Origin of the sequence: Dubosiella newyorkensis (assembly GCF_001945605.1) — a bacterium.
Lineage (GTDB): Bacteria > Bacillota_I > Bacilli_A > Erysipelotrichales > Erysipelotrichaceae > Dubosiella > Dubosiella newyorkensis.
The window spans coordinates 1-18,336 of the sequence record NZ_MPKA01000052.1; the positions used below are offsets into that span (position 1 = coordinate 1).

Annotated in this window: 14 protein-coding genes; 2 read left to right on the top strand and 12 right to left on the bottom strand. The window is 41.4% G+C overall.

Annotated elements, in window-relative coordinates; translation table 11 throughout:
* A partial coding sequence (locus BO225_RS12980; protein WP_143356714.1) for a transposase domain-containing protein occupies positions 1-284 on the top strand: 284 nt, incomplete at its 5' end.
* Positions 285-411: 127 nt separating this feature from the next.
* Here BO225_RS12980 and BO225_RS03165 read toward each other — a convergent pair.
* The 11 genes from BO225_RS03165 to BO225_RS03215 all read right to left on the bottom strand — a co-directional run bounded on the left by BO225_RS03165 (position 412) and on the right by BO225_RS03215 (position 13,700).
* On the bottom strand, positions 412-1,386 hold the full coding sequence (locus BO225_RS03165) for a MucBP domain-containing protein (protein ID WP_076340832.1): 975 nt from the start codon (positions 1,384-1,386) through the stop codon (positions 412-414).
* 1 nt (position 1,387) lies between these two features.
* Positions 1,388-2,125, bottom strand: coding sequence for a hypothetical protein (locus tag BO225_RS03170; protein WP_076340833.1), 738 nt, complete (start codon positions 2,123-2,125; stop codon positions 1,388-1,390).
* Between the two features lie 15 nt (positions 2,126-2,140).
* Entirely contained in the window at positions 2,141-2,911 is a 771-nt protein-coding gene (locus tag BO225_RS03175) for a hypothetical protein (protein ID WP_076340834.1), read from the bottom strand.
* Positions 2,908-3,417, bottom strand: coding sequence for a hypothetical protein (locus tag BO225_RS03180; RefSeq protein ID WP_076340835.1), 510 nt, complete (start codon positions 3,415-3,417; stop codon positions 2,908-2,910). Before BO225_RS03180 ends, BO225_RS03175 begins: the two co-directional genes overlap by 4 nt.
* Positions 3,417-4,433 (bottom strand): hypothetical protein, encoded by a 1,017-nt coding sequence (locus BO225_RS03185; protein ID WP_076340836.1) that lies wholly within the window; start codon positions 4,431-4,433, stop codon positions 3,417-3,419. The genes BO225_RS03180 and BO225_RS03185 overlap by 1 nt, the downstream gene beginning before the upstream one ends.
* A gap of 22 nt (positions 4,434-4,455) precedes the next feature.
* A complete protein-coding gene (locus tag BO225_RS03190; protein ID WP_143356753.1) occupies positions 4,456-5,277 on the bottom strand; it encodes a class C sortase in 822 nt (273 codons plus the stop codon).
* 97 nt (positions 5,278-5,374) lie between these two features.
* Positions 5,375-7,036, bottom strand: coding sequence for an isopeptide-forming domain-containing fimbrial protein (locus BO225_RS03195; RefSeq protein ID WP_076340837.1), 1,662 nt, complete (start codon positions 7,034-7,036; stop codon positions 5,375-5,377).
* Between the two features lie 103 nt (positions 7,037-7,139).
* Positions 7,140-11,120, bottom strand: coding sequence for a fibro-slime domain-containing protein (locus BO225_RS03200; RefSeq protein ID WP_076340838.1), 3,981 nt, complete (start codon positions 11,118-11,120; stop codon positions 7,140-7,142).
* Positions 11,121-11,135: 15 nt separating this feature from the next.
* Positions 11,136-11,732, bottom strand: a complete 597-nt coding sequence (gene lepB / locus BO225_RS03205) for a signal peptidase I (protein ID WP_076340839.1) — start codon at positions 11,730-11,732, stop codon at positions 11,136-11,138.
* Positions 11,677-12,660: an AP2/ERF family transcription factor gene (locus tag BO225_RS03210; protein WP_076340840.1), complete on the bottom strand. Its 984-nt coding sequence runs from the start codon at positions 12,658-12,660 to the stop codon at positions 11,677-11,679. Before BO225_RS03210 ends, lepB begins: the two co-directional genes overlap by 56 nt.
* A gap of 440 nt (positions 12,661-13,100) precedes the next feature.
* On the bottom strand, positions 13,101-13,700 hold the full coding sequence (locus tag BO225_RS03215) for an HAD family hydrolase (protein ID WP_076340841.1): 600 nt from the start codon (positions 13,698-13,700) through the stop codon (positions 13,101-13,103).
* A gap of 135 nt (positions 13,701-13,835) precedes the next feature.
* Here BO225_RS03215 and BO225_RS03220 point away from each other — a divergent pair, with 135 nt between their 5' ends.
* A complete protein-coding gene (locus BO225_RS03220; protein ID WP_076340842.1) occupies positions 13,836-14,321 on the top strand; it encodes a hypothetical protein in 486 nt (161 codons plus the stop codon).
* Between the two features lie 121 nt (positions 14,322-14,442).
* Here BO225_RS03220 and rpoC read toward each other — a convergent pair whose 3' ends face one another.
* Positions 14,443-18,333: a DNA-directed RNA polymerase subunit beta' gene (gene rpoC, locus BO225_RS03225; RefSeq protein ID WP_076340843.1), complete on the bottom strand. Its 3,891-nt coding sequence runs from the start codon at positions 18,331-18,333 to the stop codon at positions 14,443-14,445.
* Positions 18,334-18,336 lie beyond the last annotated feature (3 nt).

The window sequence follows — 18,336 nt, forward strand, 5'->3', positions numbered from 1 at the left end:
TGGACAACGGAAGTCTGCCGATGACCAATTCGCTTGCCGAAAGGACGATCCGAAATTTTGCGGTAGGAAGAAACAATTGGCTGTTTTCGGGAAGTCCTAGAGGAGCCAAGGCTTGCGGAGTGCTCTATTCGATCGTAGAAAGCGCCAAAGCCAATGGGCTGATCCCTTACAAATACATCCTTCACCTTTTAAAAGAACTTTCAAGACATGCTGGAAAGCTGACCAGCGAAATACTGGAGGAATGTATGCCTTGGAATCCAAATTTGATCAGCATATGCCAATAAAAACAAAGACGCTCATCGCAGGCAGAGATATTGTCTCTGATTCGATGAGCGTTTTCTATACGCTGTTTTATTTCCCGCTTACAAAAAAAGCGAAAACGGATTGGATCATCCATTTTCACTTTTATTCTTATTCTTGATCCTCTTTGTGAAGGCGTTTCAACACTTCGTCTTCCGCTTTCTTTTTACGATAGAAATAGTAGCCTCCTCCCGCAAGCGCGATCAAGGCCAATACGATCAAACCGATCATCCAAGGATTGATGGATGATGATTTTGTTTGGTTGTTCGTCGCTGGCTTTGAATTCGGTCCGGCCAATGGCACATCTTCTTCGTCTAGATCAATAAGATCTTGCGGTTGTTGAGGGGTCGTTGGCGTCGTTCCTTCCTCTGTTGGTGTTTGATCTTGTCCTGGCGTAGTCGTTTGATCTTCTGCCGGCGTCGTTCCTTCCTCTGTTGGTGTTTGATTGTCTGGCGTTGTTGGCGCTGCCGGTGTTGTTGGTTGCGTAGGTGTGGTAGGCGTGGTTGGTTGAGCCGGTGTCGCTGGAGTTGTCGTTTGCGGCTGTTCGATTGGCGCATACACGAACGTGAATTGGTTTTCGGCCGCGTTGGCGCTTAACGTGCGAACAAGATTGTAGGCTTGAGGCAAATACCCTTCAAAGTATCGATAGGCCACGACAGGACGATCGCCTACGTTGCCATAAAACGTTTGTGGTTGCGCTAACGCATTGCCTGCCTGATCGACGTATTGGATCGTATACTGGGTGCCTTCGCCCTTGATTCCATACACGATCACAAAGTCAGCATCTTCTTTGGCGATGGCAGGAAGTGGCTGCGCCATCGTGTTATTGTCTTTTCCGCTTTCTTTGAAGCCTTTGACATAGTACTTGTCATTGTCGAGTTGCACGCGCTCTAAAGAAAACAAGTCACTTATTGAAGCGCCTGGCTGCACGATCGTTTCGACCATTTCTTGTCCGTCGATCGTTCCTTGTTTTCCCGAATAGATCCGGATCGTATACGGATACGAACTCTCTTCCGCGCGAATCGGTAAGAAAGAAAAACAAAAGAAGAAAACGCTCAGCAAAGAAAAGAGTAATTTTTTCTTCATATTATCGATTCTCCTTTCGCGCTTTGATCCCGATCAAGGCAAGAAGAAGCAGTACGATCCCGCTCAAAAAGCTCAATAGAGTCCATGGTGTTTGGTTGGTTTTGGTGGATGTATTGACTGGTCGAGTGCTTTCTCCTGTGGATGTGTTTGGTCGATTGCTTCCTTCTTCGACTGCGAACTGCATTTGCAGATCGGCTAGCGTGGATTGATAATCGTTGCCTTGGGTTTCTCCGTCTAGAGATACGCGCAATTCGATCTTTCCTTCTTGGCTTTTTTGCAGCGTGTCTAGATAAAACCATTGTTCCATCGATTGATCGACGCCATGTAAGCCTTCGTTGTTTTGCGTACGATCTTCACCACCGACAGATTCAGAATCAAAGAGAGTTTGGACTCGTCCATTCACGCCTGTATACGTGAGCTTGTAGGTATAGGCGCCTCCTTGAGCGACGTTGACCGAGTCTTCTAATGAGCTTAAGATTTTATGAGACATATACCATTCGGTGGATTTGTTGTTTTGATTGTCCAGCTTGATTTGGAGGATAGCTTCGTCGCCTGGCTGCATTTGATAGATCGTATCGTCGATCGAACCGGTCGTAAAATTGCTTTCCATCTTTTCGTTTTTTGTGAATGTCACTTTCCAATCGTTTCCTCCAGGAATCGTTTGGGCAAAGGCAGGTTGGAAAAGAGCGCTCAATCCAAGCAAGGAAGCTAAAGAATATTTTATGAGTGTTTTATGCATCGTTTTCCTTCCTTTCTAATTGCGCGACAAGGTCGTTCCATTGACTGCGATTTGTTTTCCCCATGAAGAATGGATCGCTTCGGCTGCGTTGTGTTCTTGGATCGCATCGACTTTGGCTTCGACACAAAACTTTAATTTATCGTAAGTATAGTAGGATGTTGTGACTTTTTTTCCGTCTTCGATGGTTTCAACGACTTTTTTGTGTTCTTGCAGCTTGCCGTCGATCTTGATCGAGTCGATGAGTGGTGTTGTTTTCTTTCCGACTTCAAGCAAGTTTTTGTAGTAATAGACGGCTCGTTCGGCTGTGTCTTCGTCGATTTGGAACCAATCGTCTTTATTGACATAGTTGAGTTCGATCAAGTCTGGATCGAGAGTCGTGACTTTTTGGTCGTTTTCATCGAGCCAATATTTTGTGATCGTGACGCGAACGAATTCTGGGATCTGTCCTGAATTTTGAACTTCGAGCACGGTTGGATAGCGTTTTCCAAGTTTGATATTTTCTTCCACATCACTGAAAAGTAGGCCGGTGTTTTGAATATCGTTGGCGTTGTTGTTTTCGTTCCAGTTTCCTTCGGATTGATAGTCGCGGCTCGAAATGACTTTATCGTTTTCTAACAAACTTACACCAATTTGAGTGAGTTGGAGTCTTGAGTTGTAGGTTGGCGAAAAGTATGTGAGCGCGGCTTTTGTTGTTCCGATGCCGGATTGGATGAGCAAGACGGCTGCCAATACAAGTAGTGTGATCGTCGTTGCGGGTTTGGATAGAAAATCTTTGATGTGTTTCATGATCTTCCTCCTCTTTCGATTTGTATCGCTTTGCCCCAGTTTGGCGAAAGGGCGTTGCCGTCTTCGTCAAATTCTACGGGTACCGATTCTGAAAGCACGACGACGTTGAATTCGGTTGGCGTGTTTTCTTGATCGGGTTCGATCTTGATCAACAAAGGGTTTGTGGATGTGTTTTGTTCTGTTAAATAGGTGTTGTAATAGTAATATCCATCATTTCCTTGGCTCCAGCCTTGGGATGGTGTGTAGGTCAATGTCGTGTTTGTTGGCGCGATCGCTAGTACACGGACATAGACGGGTTGGGAGCCTTCTTCTAGAGTGACTGTCACGCTTTTTTGGAGTGGTCCTGGAATCTCTTCTTCAATTTTGGTTTCATGGCTTAAGTTGATTTCTTTGACGCCTCTTCCTGCTACGTAGGTTGTAAAGTAGGCGTAGGCTTGTGGGAGCGTAAAGAAAAGGATGCCGCATAATGCGAGGCAGGATAGTATCAAATTCCACGTTCTTTTCATCATTGTCCTCCTCGGTCTTGTTCTAAGTCGTTGCCGTTGTTGGTGTACTGGTTTTTGATCGAGCTTCCGTGATGGTCGGTATTGTTCGAGTCGTTTTTAAACGAGACGGCACTGATTTCATCTCCGATTTGGGCGATCGTTCCCGTTTGGAGTTTTTCTTCGGTTGGAATGTACGAGGCGCCCGAATAGATTTCTGTGACTTCTACGTACGATCCGACAGGAATGCAATCAAGGATTTCGATCGTGTCGTTTCCGGAAGCGTTCATTACGATCGTTTCTACGTTTGAGTAGACGAGTTCACTTTTGGTTTCATCGGTGTAGGCGTCGATTTTATAGACGAAGGTGGCGGGTCCGTTGCCGTCGTGTCGTTCGAGTGTTTTGTGGATGCGGAGTGATCCGTTTCGAAGTTCTTGTTCGACTTTGAGCGTGATGGTCGTATCGTATTTCCAGTCGGTTGGGTTGGCGGTCGAGATTACGTCATCCACTTTTTCTTTGGTTGGCAAGGAAAAGAGGATGGGTGTGTATAAATATTCATACTTCCCGGATTGGGAGATGGTGATCGTTTCTCCGCGCATGTTCTTTTTGGAATACGTTTCTAGATCGCTTCCTCTTGGTACGGCTAGATAGAGTCCGGATTCGATCGTTTCTTTCTCGTTCAGTCGTGTTTGGGTGATTGGTTGGATCGATTGTTCGAGAATGAGGTCGAGCGCGTCGGAGGCGATACGAGTGTATTTGGTTTCGTCAAGTGTTTCTAAGTTTTCAAACTCGGAGGCGAGTGGTGAAAATTCTTCGTTGATCGAGAAGGAGTAGGTGTCATAGTTTGGATCGGGCACGATACTTCCTATCTTGTATAGGTCGATCTGTAAAGATGAGTTTTTGATGTCTTCATCGCCGGCATGGACAAATTCTACTGAGCATGGCACGCCGGTGTCGATGGCGAGTGTTTTTTGATGAAAACTAAAGCCGGCTATGAGGATGGAAGCAACGGCTAGGATCCATAGCTTTTTCTTTTTCATAATCTTTTTCCTTTCCACTTTTCTATTTCTTAAAACGATCTTTCAAGAAGATCCATCCAACGAGGAAGAAGAGGATCGTTCCTGCGATAACGATGGCTACAAGATTTCGGTCGAACAAGGAGGCGTCTTGGCTTCCATCCCCTTCGAGGGCGTTTGGAACCCGATGACCTCGCACAAGCAAACGATGGGAATTGATTCCATAGGGTGTACAGGTCACGAGTGTCATTAAATCTTGGCCTGGAACGATTTCAAGGTCGGATGTTTCTTCCGGAAGCACAGTGCGGATCTGATCGACTTCATAGGTCAATGTTTTTCCTAATACGCGAACCGTAAATGTGTCGCCTTCGACGAGCTTGGTAATGTCGGTAAACAGGCGGGCACTTGGTAGTCCTCGATGTCCAGATATGACGGCATGGGTGCTTTCTCCTCCAACAGGAAGCGAGCTTCCTTCAATGTGGCCCACATTTTTTTGGAGCAGGTCTTCATCTGTTCCATGAAAAATAGGCAAATTGATATTCGCTTTTGGGATGTTGACCGATCCCATCAATCCATCGTCGTTCACGTTCAATGTTTTTTCATAAAGTTCATGCATTTCTTCGGAAGGAAAGTAGCGATTCTTTTCTTCCAGAAGCAGTTGGTTGTATTTGACGGCGTCGGCATACATCAGTTCAAGATCTTCTTCTTGAAGCTTAGCGACCGCTTCGTCGTATGTCGCGACAGCACGGGCCGCATACATTTCATTCCACCAATTGGCGATTGTAGGATACAACAGCAAGGACAGGCCTACCGTGAAAGCCACAATCAGCAGAATTGTCGTAAAATTCTTTTGTATGTATTTTTTCATGTAGGACTCTCCTTACCATTGCGGCAAGAGAAAGAGCAGTAAAAGCTCTTCTCTCTAACAATGGCTAATCAACTTTAAACAAAATCTTTTTAAGATCTTATCCTTCGTTGCTCATTCTTTTTTTCGTGATCAACAAGATCGCAGAACCTACTAGGAGCACTCCACCGATCACGTAGAGCATTGTGGTTCCCATGCCACCAGTTTCAGGGAGGGTAGTTCCTTTGGTGTTTAAGATGTTTCCGGTAACAACACCTGTATTTGTATCCCCGGTTCCACTTGTACCATCGACAGTCATAGTTAAATCAGTAACACTACTTCCATCATGATCTGCAGTGATTTTTATTTCAAATGGATTTGCTGGAGTATTGTATCCAGTTGGTGCAACAACCTCATATAACTTATAATCACCAGCATCTAAACCAATAATGCTAAATGTTCCATCTTTCGCAGACTTAATATTTCCTTCCTTTGGAAGACTCTCTTTTTTTCCATCCCATTTTGTCCACATAGTAATCTTGCCATTAGTTACTAAGGCATATTCATTATTGTTTCTAGTAATGATAAATTCAGCACCTTCTAATTTTTCGGTTGTTAAAGCTCCATCCACTTTAGTCCCATTTAATGTAAAGTTATATACATAAACCGTTTTTTCTGTTGTTTCCCCATCTCCACCAGTATTTGGATTATTAGAATATTCTAGCTTTACTTTATTGTTTTCTTGGAAAGCAGCACTACTATTTAAAGTCGCTGTATATTCAATAACAATAAAATCACCTGCTGTAATATATCGTTTAGAGGAACCATATGGAGTAGTTTTTAAATCTGGTAAATTTACTGAAAAGCTTCCTCCGCCATTATCCAATGTTTCATCAGTTAAAGTATAATGGTTACTACCAATCAAATTGGTTTTTACCAACCCTTCCTCATCGTATGTTAAAACACCGTTAACTTCTTTTGCAGACACGCTATATACTTTTATATCATCATTAAATGATAATCCGTTAGATAAAGTATCTATAAAATTAAACTTATATGTATCATAATGAGTCATATCTGGAACTTGAGCAGATAGTCTAAATGTAATGCTATCTCCAATACTATAGTCAGCTGAATTACCAAAACCTTGACTCTTTCCATTTTCTTTATCCTCGACTTCTTTGGTTACATCAACATCTTCTGTTTTAGGTTTAATCGTAATATCACCTACTACTTGAAGAACTGCTGGGTTTACAGAACCCGTAGTAGTCTCATCAACGATCAAGTAATATCCATCTTGAACAAGTGCAGAATATTCACCATTTTCGGGTTTCAACACTGTTTTATCAACGTTATCAGGAATCTTTTTATCTTCAGCATCATTATCTGCTAATACATCATAGATAACCTTTGCTAACTTAATTCCTTGGTCATCGGTAAAACCATCAAGTGCTTTAGCAACTTCTTTTGCTTCTGATGTAGTTTTAAGTTTTTTAACAGCATCAACATCTGTGAAGTTATTTTTAAGACTATTAATCAATGTTGTTTCTGCCTGTGCACTTGTAATTGCGTCACCCCAAGTTACATCAGCTAAAACTTCATCAGGAGTATCTCCTGATTTTGTTCCTTTAAAAATTTGATAAGCAGTAAATGTACGCCCAGACAAATTAGTTTTTCCTGTTTCAGTTTCGACTGTAACCTTCGCTGCCGAAACAGAAGTCGTTAATGCAAAAGCCATCGCTAATGCAACAACACTTCCAAACAATTTTTTAATCATTTTCATGAATTTATTCCTTTCTTTAATTTCTCAAAAAACATGAGTTTATAACTTTCTTGTTATAATCCCTTTCATAAAGTTAAATAAATGAACTCTCTATTCTATTCCCTTATTTTTTCTTCTTGCTCCACCATCCCTTCTTTCGAAGTATTACCACATAGCCAGAAGTAGCGATCACGCTAATTCCACTGGCCATGATTGGTGGCTCAATGCCAATACCTCCCGTTTCTGGGAGCGCAAAATACTTGTTATTAAACACCTTTACATAATGACTTAAACTCGAACCGCTTTTTATAGTACCAATAATTGTGTATGTACCATTTTCCGGTTTTTTTTCTGGTTCTTTTATGTCACAAGCACTACCTGTACTCAAACAAGATGAAACAAAAGTTAAGTCTTTCTCGTTTGAATTTATATTTTCAGTGATTTTATAATGAGAATTAATCGGCAAATATTTGATGATAGCATACTGATTGTTCTTCAATAAAATTTTTCCTCTACTATGGAATGTAACATTTGAACGTTTCTCATCAATTATGTCATTTCCGTTTGAAGATTTAGTATAAACAGTCAAAGCATATTCATTTGCTAATTCATTGCCATTCTGATCACTCAACACTATTTCGAATTCATAATCTTTATCTGGATCAGGATCGTTTGACTGCTTTTCTAAACGAAGTTCTCCAGTTGCATTTTCAGGAGTTTTAGAAACTACATTTGGCAATGTATATTCCATATAACAAGAAGACCCCGCTTGACCACGTTCTAAATAATAAACTGTTAAAGTATGCTTACCAGATGATAAATTGTCTCCTAATGCTTGTCGTATATCTACTTCAGCGCCAATTGATTGATGGACACCTCCAATGTCACAAATCAACTGATCATCTAAGAATACCCACATATCGTCATCTCCATAGAAGAAATAACGTAAAGGTCCTGTATAGTTTTCATCTAAGATAAAATCAACTTGGTATTTCATACCAAATAAAGTGTTATGATCTTGATCATCATCACTTTTATAGGTTCCATTAAAACCATAAGTATTACCGTTATACTTTAATTGAGGTTGATTGTTTGGGGATCCATAATTTTTGGTCGTATCTAAATTATCTAAAGGCCAAAATCCATTATAATGAAATCTGTTTTTTTGTTGTCCTGCAGGGGTGTAAGCATCCTTTGTTAAAAATTGATTTAACGTGTCTTTATTGTAGTTATTTGGTCCTGAAACACCATAAAGTGAATAGGTGTCTCCGGTCCTATCGAATTTTAAAGAACCGTCTAATCTAACGGATTTCCCTATTGCTGTTCCTTCATCAAACAATTTAGGTGCATTTACTGCATATTGAAGATGTCCGTCAGAATCTAAAGCGCTATTTACTAATCCAAATATTGGGTGAGATCGAACAGCTCTGTGCACATCTATTGTTTTTGTATTGTTATTATTATCTTTTACAGTTTGAGTGGTAATGAATTCTAAATTTCCTGCCGACTGATTAATACTCTTATCGTTCTTGTTTACATTTACTTGTGGATCATTGCTATAAAATTTTTCAGAAATATATTTATTTCCTAAAACTAAAGTTGGAGCATTTGTTGATGAATAATTTTTTTCATTATTAATCCCCACCCTACCATTATTATGGGTATAAATATTCAGATTAGTATCATAAAAATCATAATCCCAAAAAGACGTCTTTTCTGTAGCTTTGGATTCGGTTTCATTAAATACCAACCGAATTTCTGTTCCTTCTGTTATCAGATAATATTTCCCTTCAAAATCATTAGGTTGTAGAGGATCATATAAATCTTTGTGTTGATCTGAATTTGTAAACCGAATATTTTTAGCTAAATCATTTGAATTGTAATTAAATTTAGACCAATTCGATTGTTCATTTGGTTTTATCCATATTTCTTTTAAACAATACGATTCTACACCATCCAATTTATTAAAATAATCTAAGCTAGGAGCTTGATGAAATTTATACTTAGTCGACGAATAAATTTCTTCTGGTTCCTTACCTAATTTTTTATTAAATTTTCCCTGAACATTTTTATAATCTTTATATTTAACAAATCCAGGGGCAAATTTCTCAGGAATTTTTGTCATATCTATAACTTGGAAAGTTGCATTTTGTCTTGCTGTTTTACCTTGATTCAAATCTTCATAAGTAGCTTCTTGGTTTTTATGGAGATATCCATAAATTTCTACTTCAAACTCAGGGTTAGGCGTTATTTGAATATTAAGAACCATAGGATCCGATGCATTTTGACTAAAAACTATAGGGGTATTAGTATAATTTTTGTTAATTAAAATACTATCATTAGCCGTTTCCGCATCAATCAAATCTGTTTCTACCGTTTTGTTGATGTTCATTATAGAAACGCTAGCTCCTACTTCCGCCTCTGGCTTGACATCCTCCAGATCCTTCGTAGTATCATACTTCTCCACAAAAGCTTGAGTAGGTGTTAGCTCCGCATCAAACTTCTGATCCTCCAAATTGATCTCTTGGTCTTCCACAAAGAATCTAAGCTTGTAGAATGACAAATCAAGCAACTGTTCAGGATCCGTATCCTTTTCGCTTTGTTCTTTTAGCTTTTGGATTTCGAGTTGATCTTCTTCATTTTGTGTTGTTTCATCGATCTTCTCGATTTGAAGTGTAGGAATTGGTTTATTTTCCTCTTCCTCTTGTTCTTGTTTCGCTTCTTCTTGGATCTGTTCCAATTCATCTTCGGAACGATTGATTTCTTCATCGATCTTGTCTTGGATGTTTTCTTCTGGTTCTAAGCTGAACTTTTTGATTTGGAGTTCGTTGTCTGTCGTTTTTTCTGTTTCTTCTTGTTCTTTGTTTTCTTCTTCTAGTTGTTTATTTTCTTCTTTTTGTTCTTCTTCTTGCTCGCCAGGAATCGATCTAGGCTTTAGAGTGAGCGTGAAGTCTTCTGTTTCTACTTTGAACTCTTCTGGAAGGCGATATTCGATCTCTTCTTTTGTTTCTTCGTTTTTGTCTTCTTTTTCTTCTTCTGCTGGTTCTTCTTTTCCATCTTCTACTACTGGATCTTGTTCTGTCGGTTGTTTTTCATCCTCTACTTCTTGAACTTCTTGTTCTGGATGCACATAGGCCATCGTTTCATACTCTTTTTCTTGAAGAACGATTTCCTTTACTTGATCATTCAAATCGCCCACGATGGCTTTATTCTTGTCTTGATTCACAAGAAAACCAACATAACTCTTAATTTCTTTGTCAGGAACATTTTCATCCTTTTGATCTTTGAAGAAGATCAAATCTCCATTTTGTGGTTCATATCCTTCTGGTTCAAACAACTCTTTCTTCGAAAGATCTTCGATCCATTCGTTCCAGTCGTGTCCATATGGAATTTGTTCATTCTTGATTCCCGCATAATGAAGGACGAATGAAGCGAACATGATATTCCAGTCTTCGTATGGCTTTCCATACCATTCTCCATACCGCGTGTAATAGTGTTCTTTCCCATCAGAATCGAGTTCGAAGTTTTCTTTTACTTCCTTATAGTCTTTTTGACTCTTCGCAATCTGGACGATCTTTTCATCCAGCTTGTCGCTCAACGTTTCCGGAATCGAGTTTTCCCAATCTTCCTTCTTTTCTTTCAATTCTTTATTGGAAGTACATTCTTTCGAATGGGTGTGTTCTTCTTTTCCGCAAACAGGATCGACACTCAAATAACATTTTGGAGAATGTTCATGTCCTTCTACGCTTTCGCTCTCTTCTTTATCGCAAATCAATACTTGTTCTTGCTGGAAACACGACTCGTCATGAACATGCTCTTCACTTTCTTCCAAAGGACAAATGAGCGTTTGTTTGATTTCATAACACGAATCGTCGTGAACATGACCTTCGATCGATTCTCCTTCTACTTTTCCGCAAAGCGGATCTTTAGAATGATAACAATCTTCTGTGTGCGTATGCTCTTCCTTATCGCAATAGAATTGCTGGGCTTCCGTTTCCAAAGTCAATGCCGGAAGGATCAGCGCATACGTTGTACAAAAGACGATCAAACAACTTAGCGCGTTCGTCACCCGTCTCCAAGAACGTTTTTTTCTCTTTCTATCCATAATTCCTTCGCCTTTCTAAATTCCGCTCAGCTTATTCAAAGGCCAGACTCGACCTACAAGCTTTCCTACGATCATTTCTTCTGCCACAGGACCGATTGCCTTTACACGAGAATCCATCGAAACGCTTCGATGATCTCCCATCACGAACCACCGATCTTCAGGCACTTGATACGGATATTCAATATCCGTCTGTCCGATCGACCTTTCACTCACATAGGGCTCTTCGATCTCTTCCCCATTCACATACACAACTCCATCATCATCGATGAACACCCAGTCGCCAGGACCCGCGATCACTCGCTTGACAAGAATCTTGTTGTTGTAGTAAAAGGCGATGATATCCCCCGTCTTATAATTGTTTCCTTTTACAGAAAGAACGACATCGCCCGCCTTGAGCGTAGGTGACATACTATTTCCATAAATCTGTAAAACAGGGAGCCATAACGTAGCCACTAAAACCGCGATCGCAGCCACCACCAATAAAGTCCCCACCGTACTTTTCAATGTCCTCACATACTGACTTTTGTGCCGAACTCGATTTCGTTCTTGAACGAGCTCATCCAGCGAGTACGAGACATCGATCTTGTTTTCTTTGCTTGCTTTCTTTCTCATTCATTCCCCTATATATAAATAGACCGTCACTTTCTTCATTTGAGAACTTCACTTCAAAATCATCAATATTCGAACCCGAAACCACGATCTTGAACGGATGCTTTTCTTTATATTCCAGATCTTTGCGCGACCATTTGTCATACGCATCCACAAACGAATCATGCAGTAAATGTTCAGCCTGCTTCCGCACAAAGATCGCATCCTCCTTCTTTTCAAACGCCCCCAAAAAATACCGGACCTTCTGAAAAGAAATTTGAGCGATCCATTTACCCTTCTGCTTTCTTACGCCCGTACAGCCACTCGTGTTGTCTTTACGAACTTCTTTGGAACGAAGTGACTCCACACACGTTTGCTCGACATAGTGAAGTGTTTCTTTTGGATCGTGTTCATGAACCAAACAACCACAACTTTTCACATTCCCAGACTTTAGCTGATTCAACGAAACCTCAATACGATTGCCGCAATCACAAACACACTCCCAAACAACACTTCCCGCCAGTCGTTTTTCTGTCGGACAAATCGCCAGCAAACGACCAAACTTTTGATTCGAAATATCTTCAGACTTCTTCCCTTTCGAACAACCGCAACTCGACGTTGGATTGTTCCTTGTCAAATGCGAAGTAGGAACTTTGATTTCATTTCCACAATCACATCGGCATAGCCACAAATAATTCGAACCCTTTTTTTCATTCAATTTACGAATGACCGTAAGCTTTCCGATCTTCTTTCCCGTCAAATCGATCGAAGAAGTTCTCGAACAACCGCAACTATGAACAAGCTCACGCTCGATCTTGTAGCGCTCCAAAAGAATTTCATTTCCACAATCGCAACGACAAAGCCACAAAAAGCTGCCCTTTCTTTTTTGCTCGGTCTTTTTGAGCACAGTCAGCTTTCCAAAACGTTTACCACTCAAATCAACCGCTTTCATTTCTTGCCCTTTCTAAATTGAAATCTTGAAGGTACAAAAAAATTCATAAAGTACCTTACTCTATGAATTTTTGAATATAAATGTTATATAATGGTCGATTGTAAACTTGACGGCTTAAACTGACGGCTTATATAATAAAATAAAAGAAAGAGAAAACTATAAAAAATCTTGTATCTATAGGCTTTTTCAGCCTAATGATCTGACCAGAATTTTGACGGCTTAAACATTCAAATGGAATCCTGATTTGTACTTTTTTCTCAAAAAGTACTGTATATTCTTATAATTATTCTATAAATCTTACACAATTTAGTACATTTTGTTTAAAAGATGCTTTATTTTTTCAAATTAACTATGGTAAAATGGCTTCGTTTAGTAAGGTACTCTAGGAAAATTATACTTATAAAAAACGCCTGTCCACGTAAGTATGAACAGGCATTTTATTATTCATCTTCTAAAAAATGACTTACTTTTTTCTTGAGCTGGCTTGGCTCTTTTAAATGGATCGTATGGAAGCCTAACGTATTGGCGGCTTCGATATTCTTTTCTAAATCATCGATAAATAAACATTCCATCGCGTCTAGCTCGTAGCGATCCAAAAGTGTTTTATACATTTCAAAGTCTGGCTTGATCTTCTTTTCTTGGTATGAATACACGCCTCCATCCACATGCTTGAACAATCCATTTTCTTTTAAATGCAAAAAACAATCTTGCGGAATGTTAGAAAGAATATATACCCCATAACCTAAATCGTGGAGATGACGCATATACTCTACATTTTCTTGAATCAACTCCACATATTGCGTCCAGTCATCCATCAATACTTTGATCTCTTTTTTTAATTCTGGCGCTTGAAGCTCACCGATCTCGATCATCTTTCCTTTCGTCAAAGTATTTTTGTCATACTGATCCCACAACGAAGCAAAATAGATCCCATTCAATTGCTCCTGGACGTGGTTGTCGCTAAAAAGTTGTTGAAGCATCCCTTCAGGATCAAATGTACAAAGTACATTCCCGATATCTAATACTATATTCTTGATCATAATCTCATTATGAAGTGTATTGAAAAAAAATCAATCCTTTCTTTCTAACGGTCAAACGACAAGGCTTCTTTTTTTTGAAGTGCTAAAATAAACGTACAATAAGTAGTGCCAATTCAAATAAAGGAGGTATAAACAATGTCAAAAAACAAACATGAAGCAAGTGAAAAAATGGACGAATCGTTTGGAACGGCTCCAGAGACAAATGTAAAATCAGCCCCTTCGATTTCGCCAAATAGTGAAGATGATAAGGAAAGCGCTAAAAAAGTGGACCTTACTCTCGACAATGAACAACCTAGCACGAACGACGCGCCACAACAAAAAGTGGACGATAAAGTCAATCCAGCCGTTCAATTCGAATCTTTGAGAACTTTGAGTGATGAAAAGCTTGCTCAAGCGAAACAAGATCTCGATGATATGGAAAAAGAAGTTCATCACTATGCCGAAAACATCGAAGACGAATACGAAGAACAAGGCGGAATCAAAGGAATCGCCAAAGAAAAAGCCGACGAACTAAAAGAAAACTTTGAAAACGATCCAGTCAACACACTCTGCGACCTAGGCAAAAAAGCTCTAATGGTCATTGGTGGCTTCGCTGTTTTAAAAGCAATCTTCAAAAAGTAGTCACGATCAAGACCTTCCAGTCGAAGGTCTCTTTTTTTTCTTTATTCTCTATTTCCATCATCAATAAAAAAGAAAAGAGAAGTCGATCACATGATCCAACTTCTCTTACTTCTTTTAATTATTATTCTTCAGAAAGAACTTCTAGAGATTGATTGAACAAATCTTCCGACGCTTGATCTTCCTCTACGATTGAAAGAGAATCATCCATTACCGGAAGGACTTGCTTCTCCATAGAAGAACCCTTCGCGATTTCATCAAACGCGTCGTCATGAACCTCACGCATTCTCGAAAGACGCTTGTCACGAAGCTCCTTCGCCTTCGCTGCCACGATCAAGTTCTGAGGACGATCGCCCTTCACTCCCGTGCCAGCCGGAATTAGCTTACCAATAATGACATTCTCTTTCAAACCAACAAGATGATCCACTTTGCCTTTGATCGTCGCGTCCGTCAATACCTTTGTCGTTTCCTGGAACGAAGCGGCCGACAAGAACGAATCCGTCTCGACAGAAGCTTTCGAAATACCAAGAAGAACAGGCTTGAACGTCGCCGGCGTCTTCCCTTGTAATAACGCGTCGCGGTTGATCTTCGTAATGTTGTTCAAAGAAAGCTGAACACCCACATTCAAATCCGTATCGCCACTGTCGATCACGATGACCTTCTTCATCATCTGCTTGATCATAACTTCCAAGTGCTTGTCAGAAATCTCGATACCTTGCGATTGATATACTTTCTTGACTTCTTTCAAAATATAATCTTGAACCTCGCGGACACCCGCAACACTCAAAAGCTCTTTCGGATCCAAAGGACCCTCCGTGATCGCTTGACCAGCCTCGATCGTGGCGCCCACCGTGATCCAAGGACGAAGCGACTGGTTCGCATTCAATTTATGTGCCACGCTCTCGTGCTCATTCGTGATGATGACCTCTTGACGCATCGTACCATCGATACGCTCGATCGAAGTGATCTCACCCGAAATTTGCGCGATGACCGCAACACCCTTCGGATGACGCGCCTCAAACAACTCCTCGACACGAGGAAGACCTTGCGTGATATCACCCGTACCAGAACCAGCCACACCACCTGTATGGAACGTACGCATCGTCAACTGCGTACCTGGCTCACCGATCGATTGAGCCGCCATGATACCGACAGCCTCGCCGACCTCGACATCTTTACCAGTCGCCATGTTCTTGCCATAACACTTACGACAAATACCCATGCTCGACTTGCAAGTAAATGGAGAACGAATATACATACCCGTTATTCCGGCATCCACGATATCTTGCGCGATCTGATCCGTAATATATTCATCGCTCGCGATGATCAACTCACCCGTCTCAGGATTTACGACATCCTGCTTCGAATAACGACCAACCAAACGATCCTTCAACTCTTCAATGACCGTGTTCGTCTTACGATCGATCAAAGTTTCGACCCAATATCCTTTATCCGTGCCACAATCGTCCTCTTTGATGATGACATCTTGCGCCACATCGACTAGACGACGCGTCAAGTAACCAGACTCAGCCGTCTTCAGCGCCGTATCCGTCAAACCTTTACGCACACCATGCGTAGAAATAAAGAATTCCGACACATTCAGACCTTCACGGAAACAAGAATAAATAGGGACCTCGATGATCGAAGGAACAAACTCCCCATAACGCGACTTACCATGCCCAGGACGAGCCATCAAACCACGCATACCCGCAAGCTGCGTAAAGTTCTGCTTGTTACCACGAGCACCCGACTCCGACATCATGAAGATTGGATTCTTACGAGGCATGTTCGCCATCAATTCATCCGCGATACCATCCTTGACATTATCCCACATCTTATTCAGACGCGACTCCCATTCAGGCAACGTCAACAAACCTTTTTGCTGCATCTTCTTCAGAGCTTCCGCCTTCTTACGACCTTCATCGACGTGCATCTCCTTATTTGGAGCGACCTCGATATCCGAAAGCGCAACCGTAATTCCAGCCGTCGTCGAATACTTAAATCCCAAAGACTTGATCTGGTCAAGGGTTTCAGCCGTTTCATCCACAGAATACCGTTTGAACACTTCCGCGATGATACTACCAAGATCTTTCTTCTTGAAAGCAGGCGTGATCGGAAGCTCTTCAATAAACTTTTTGATATTTTGACCCGGCTTGATGAAATATTTATCCGGTGTATGCTTGAAGTTTTCGCTGCTCACCTCATTCAAATACGGAAAATCCGCTGGGAACATTCCATTGAAAATGATCTTACCAACCGTCGTCGCTAAATAATCATTCGCGTGTTCATCCCCAAATGAAGTCTTTTTGAATCCTTTTACAGGCACAGCGATCCGAGAATGCAAGTGCACTTGCCCAATTTGATAAGCCAACTTGACCTCTTCCTCATTGGCATACACGTTTCCTTCGTTTTCTGCGAACTTCTTCCAGTTTGCAGCCTCCAAAGGATTGTTCGTGCTCTCATAGCGCTTCGACTCTTCCAAAAGCTCTTCCTTCGTCTCTTCCATCGTCAAATAGAAGTTTCCCATGACCATGTCCTGCCCAGGCGTAACGATAGGTTTTCCATCTTTTGGACCCAAGATATTGTGCGAACCCAGCATCATGATCAACGCTTCCGCTCGAGCCTCTTCTCCAAGAGGAACGTGGATCGCCATCTGATCACCATCAAAATCCGCATTGAACGCTGTACATACAAGCGGATGCAAACGCATCGCTCTACCCTCGACAAGCTTAGGCAAGAACGCTTGAATACCCAATCTATGCAATGTAGGCGCACGGTTCATCAATACAGGATAGCCTTCAATGACCTTTTCTACCACATCCCAGATCCGAGGATCTCTTCGCTCGATGAGCTTTTCCGCATTCTTAGGATTGGCCGCCAACCCTTGATTCACGATCTCGTTGATGATGAACGGATTGAATAAGTTGATCGCCATCTCACGCGGAATACCGCACTGATACATCTTCAGATCCGGTCCGACCGCAATAACGGAACGACCCGAAAAATCGACACGCTTCCCCAACAAATTCTGACGGAAACGACCTTGCTTTCCTTTCAAAGAGTGAGAAAGCGATTTTAGCGCGCGTCCGCCCGCGCCCGTGATCGGCTTAGAACGACGTCCATTGTCGATCAAAGCATCCACAGCCTCCTGAAGCATACGCTTCTCGTTTTGAACGATAATATTCGGCGTACCCAACTCCAAAAGCTTATGAAGACGATTGTTTCGAGTAATGACACGACGATACAGATCATTCAGATCGCTCGTCGCAAAACGGCCTCCATCCAATTGAAGCATAGGACGAAGATCAGGTGGTATTACTGGAATATTCGTCAAGATCATCCATTCCGGCTTATTATCCGAATGACGGAACGCATTGATCGTATCCAAACGCTTGATGAGCTTTTTGCGCTTTTCTCCTTGCGCTTTCTCAAGAGCCGACTGCACTTCCTCGTACTCTTTTTCAAGATCTACATCTTTGAGTAGACGAAGGACCGCTTCCGCGCCCGTTTGCGCCGTAAAGCCATTTGGACCAAATTTCGCCAAGTTTTCCCGATATTCACGCTCCGAAAGGATCTGCTTGTAAGCAAGATCCGAATCCTTCGGATCTGTGACGATATAGCTGACAAAGTATACGACTTCTTCCAGCTGTTTTGGAGTGACATCTAAAAGAAGAGCCATCCGGCTAGGAATACCGCGCAAATACCAAATATGAGCGACAGGCGCTGCCAAATGGATATGACCCATTCTTTCGCGCCGTACGCTCGATTTTGTGATCTCTACACCACAACGATCACAAACGACACCTTTAAAACGAACTTTCTTGTACTTTCCGCAAGCACATTCCCAGTCTTTTGTCGGTCCAAAGATCCGCTCGCAGAACAAACCGTCTTTTTCCGCTTTCTGAGAACGATAGTTGATCGTTTCAGGCTTCGTCACTTCTCCATGTGACCATTTCAAAATCGTTTCAGGACTCGCAAGCTGGACCTGAATTGAGGCAAAGTTATTGATACTCATCTA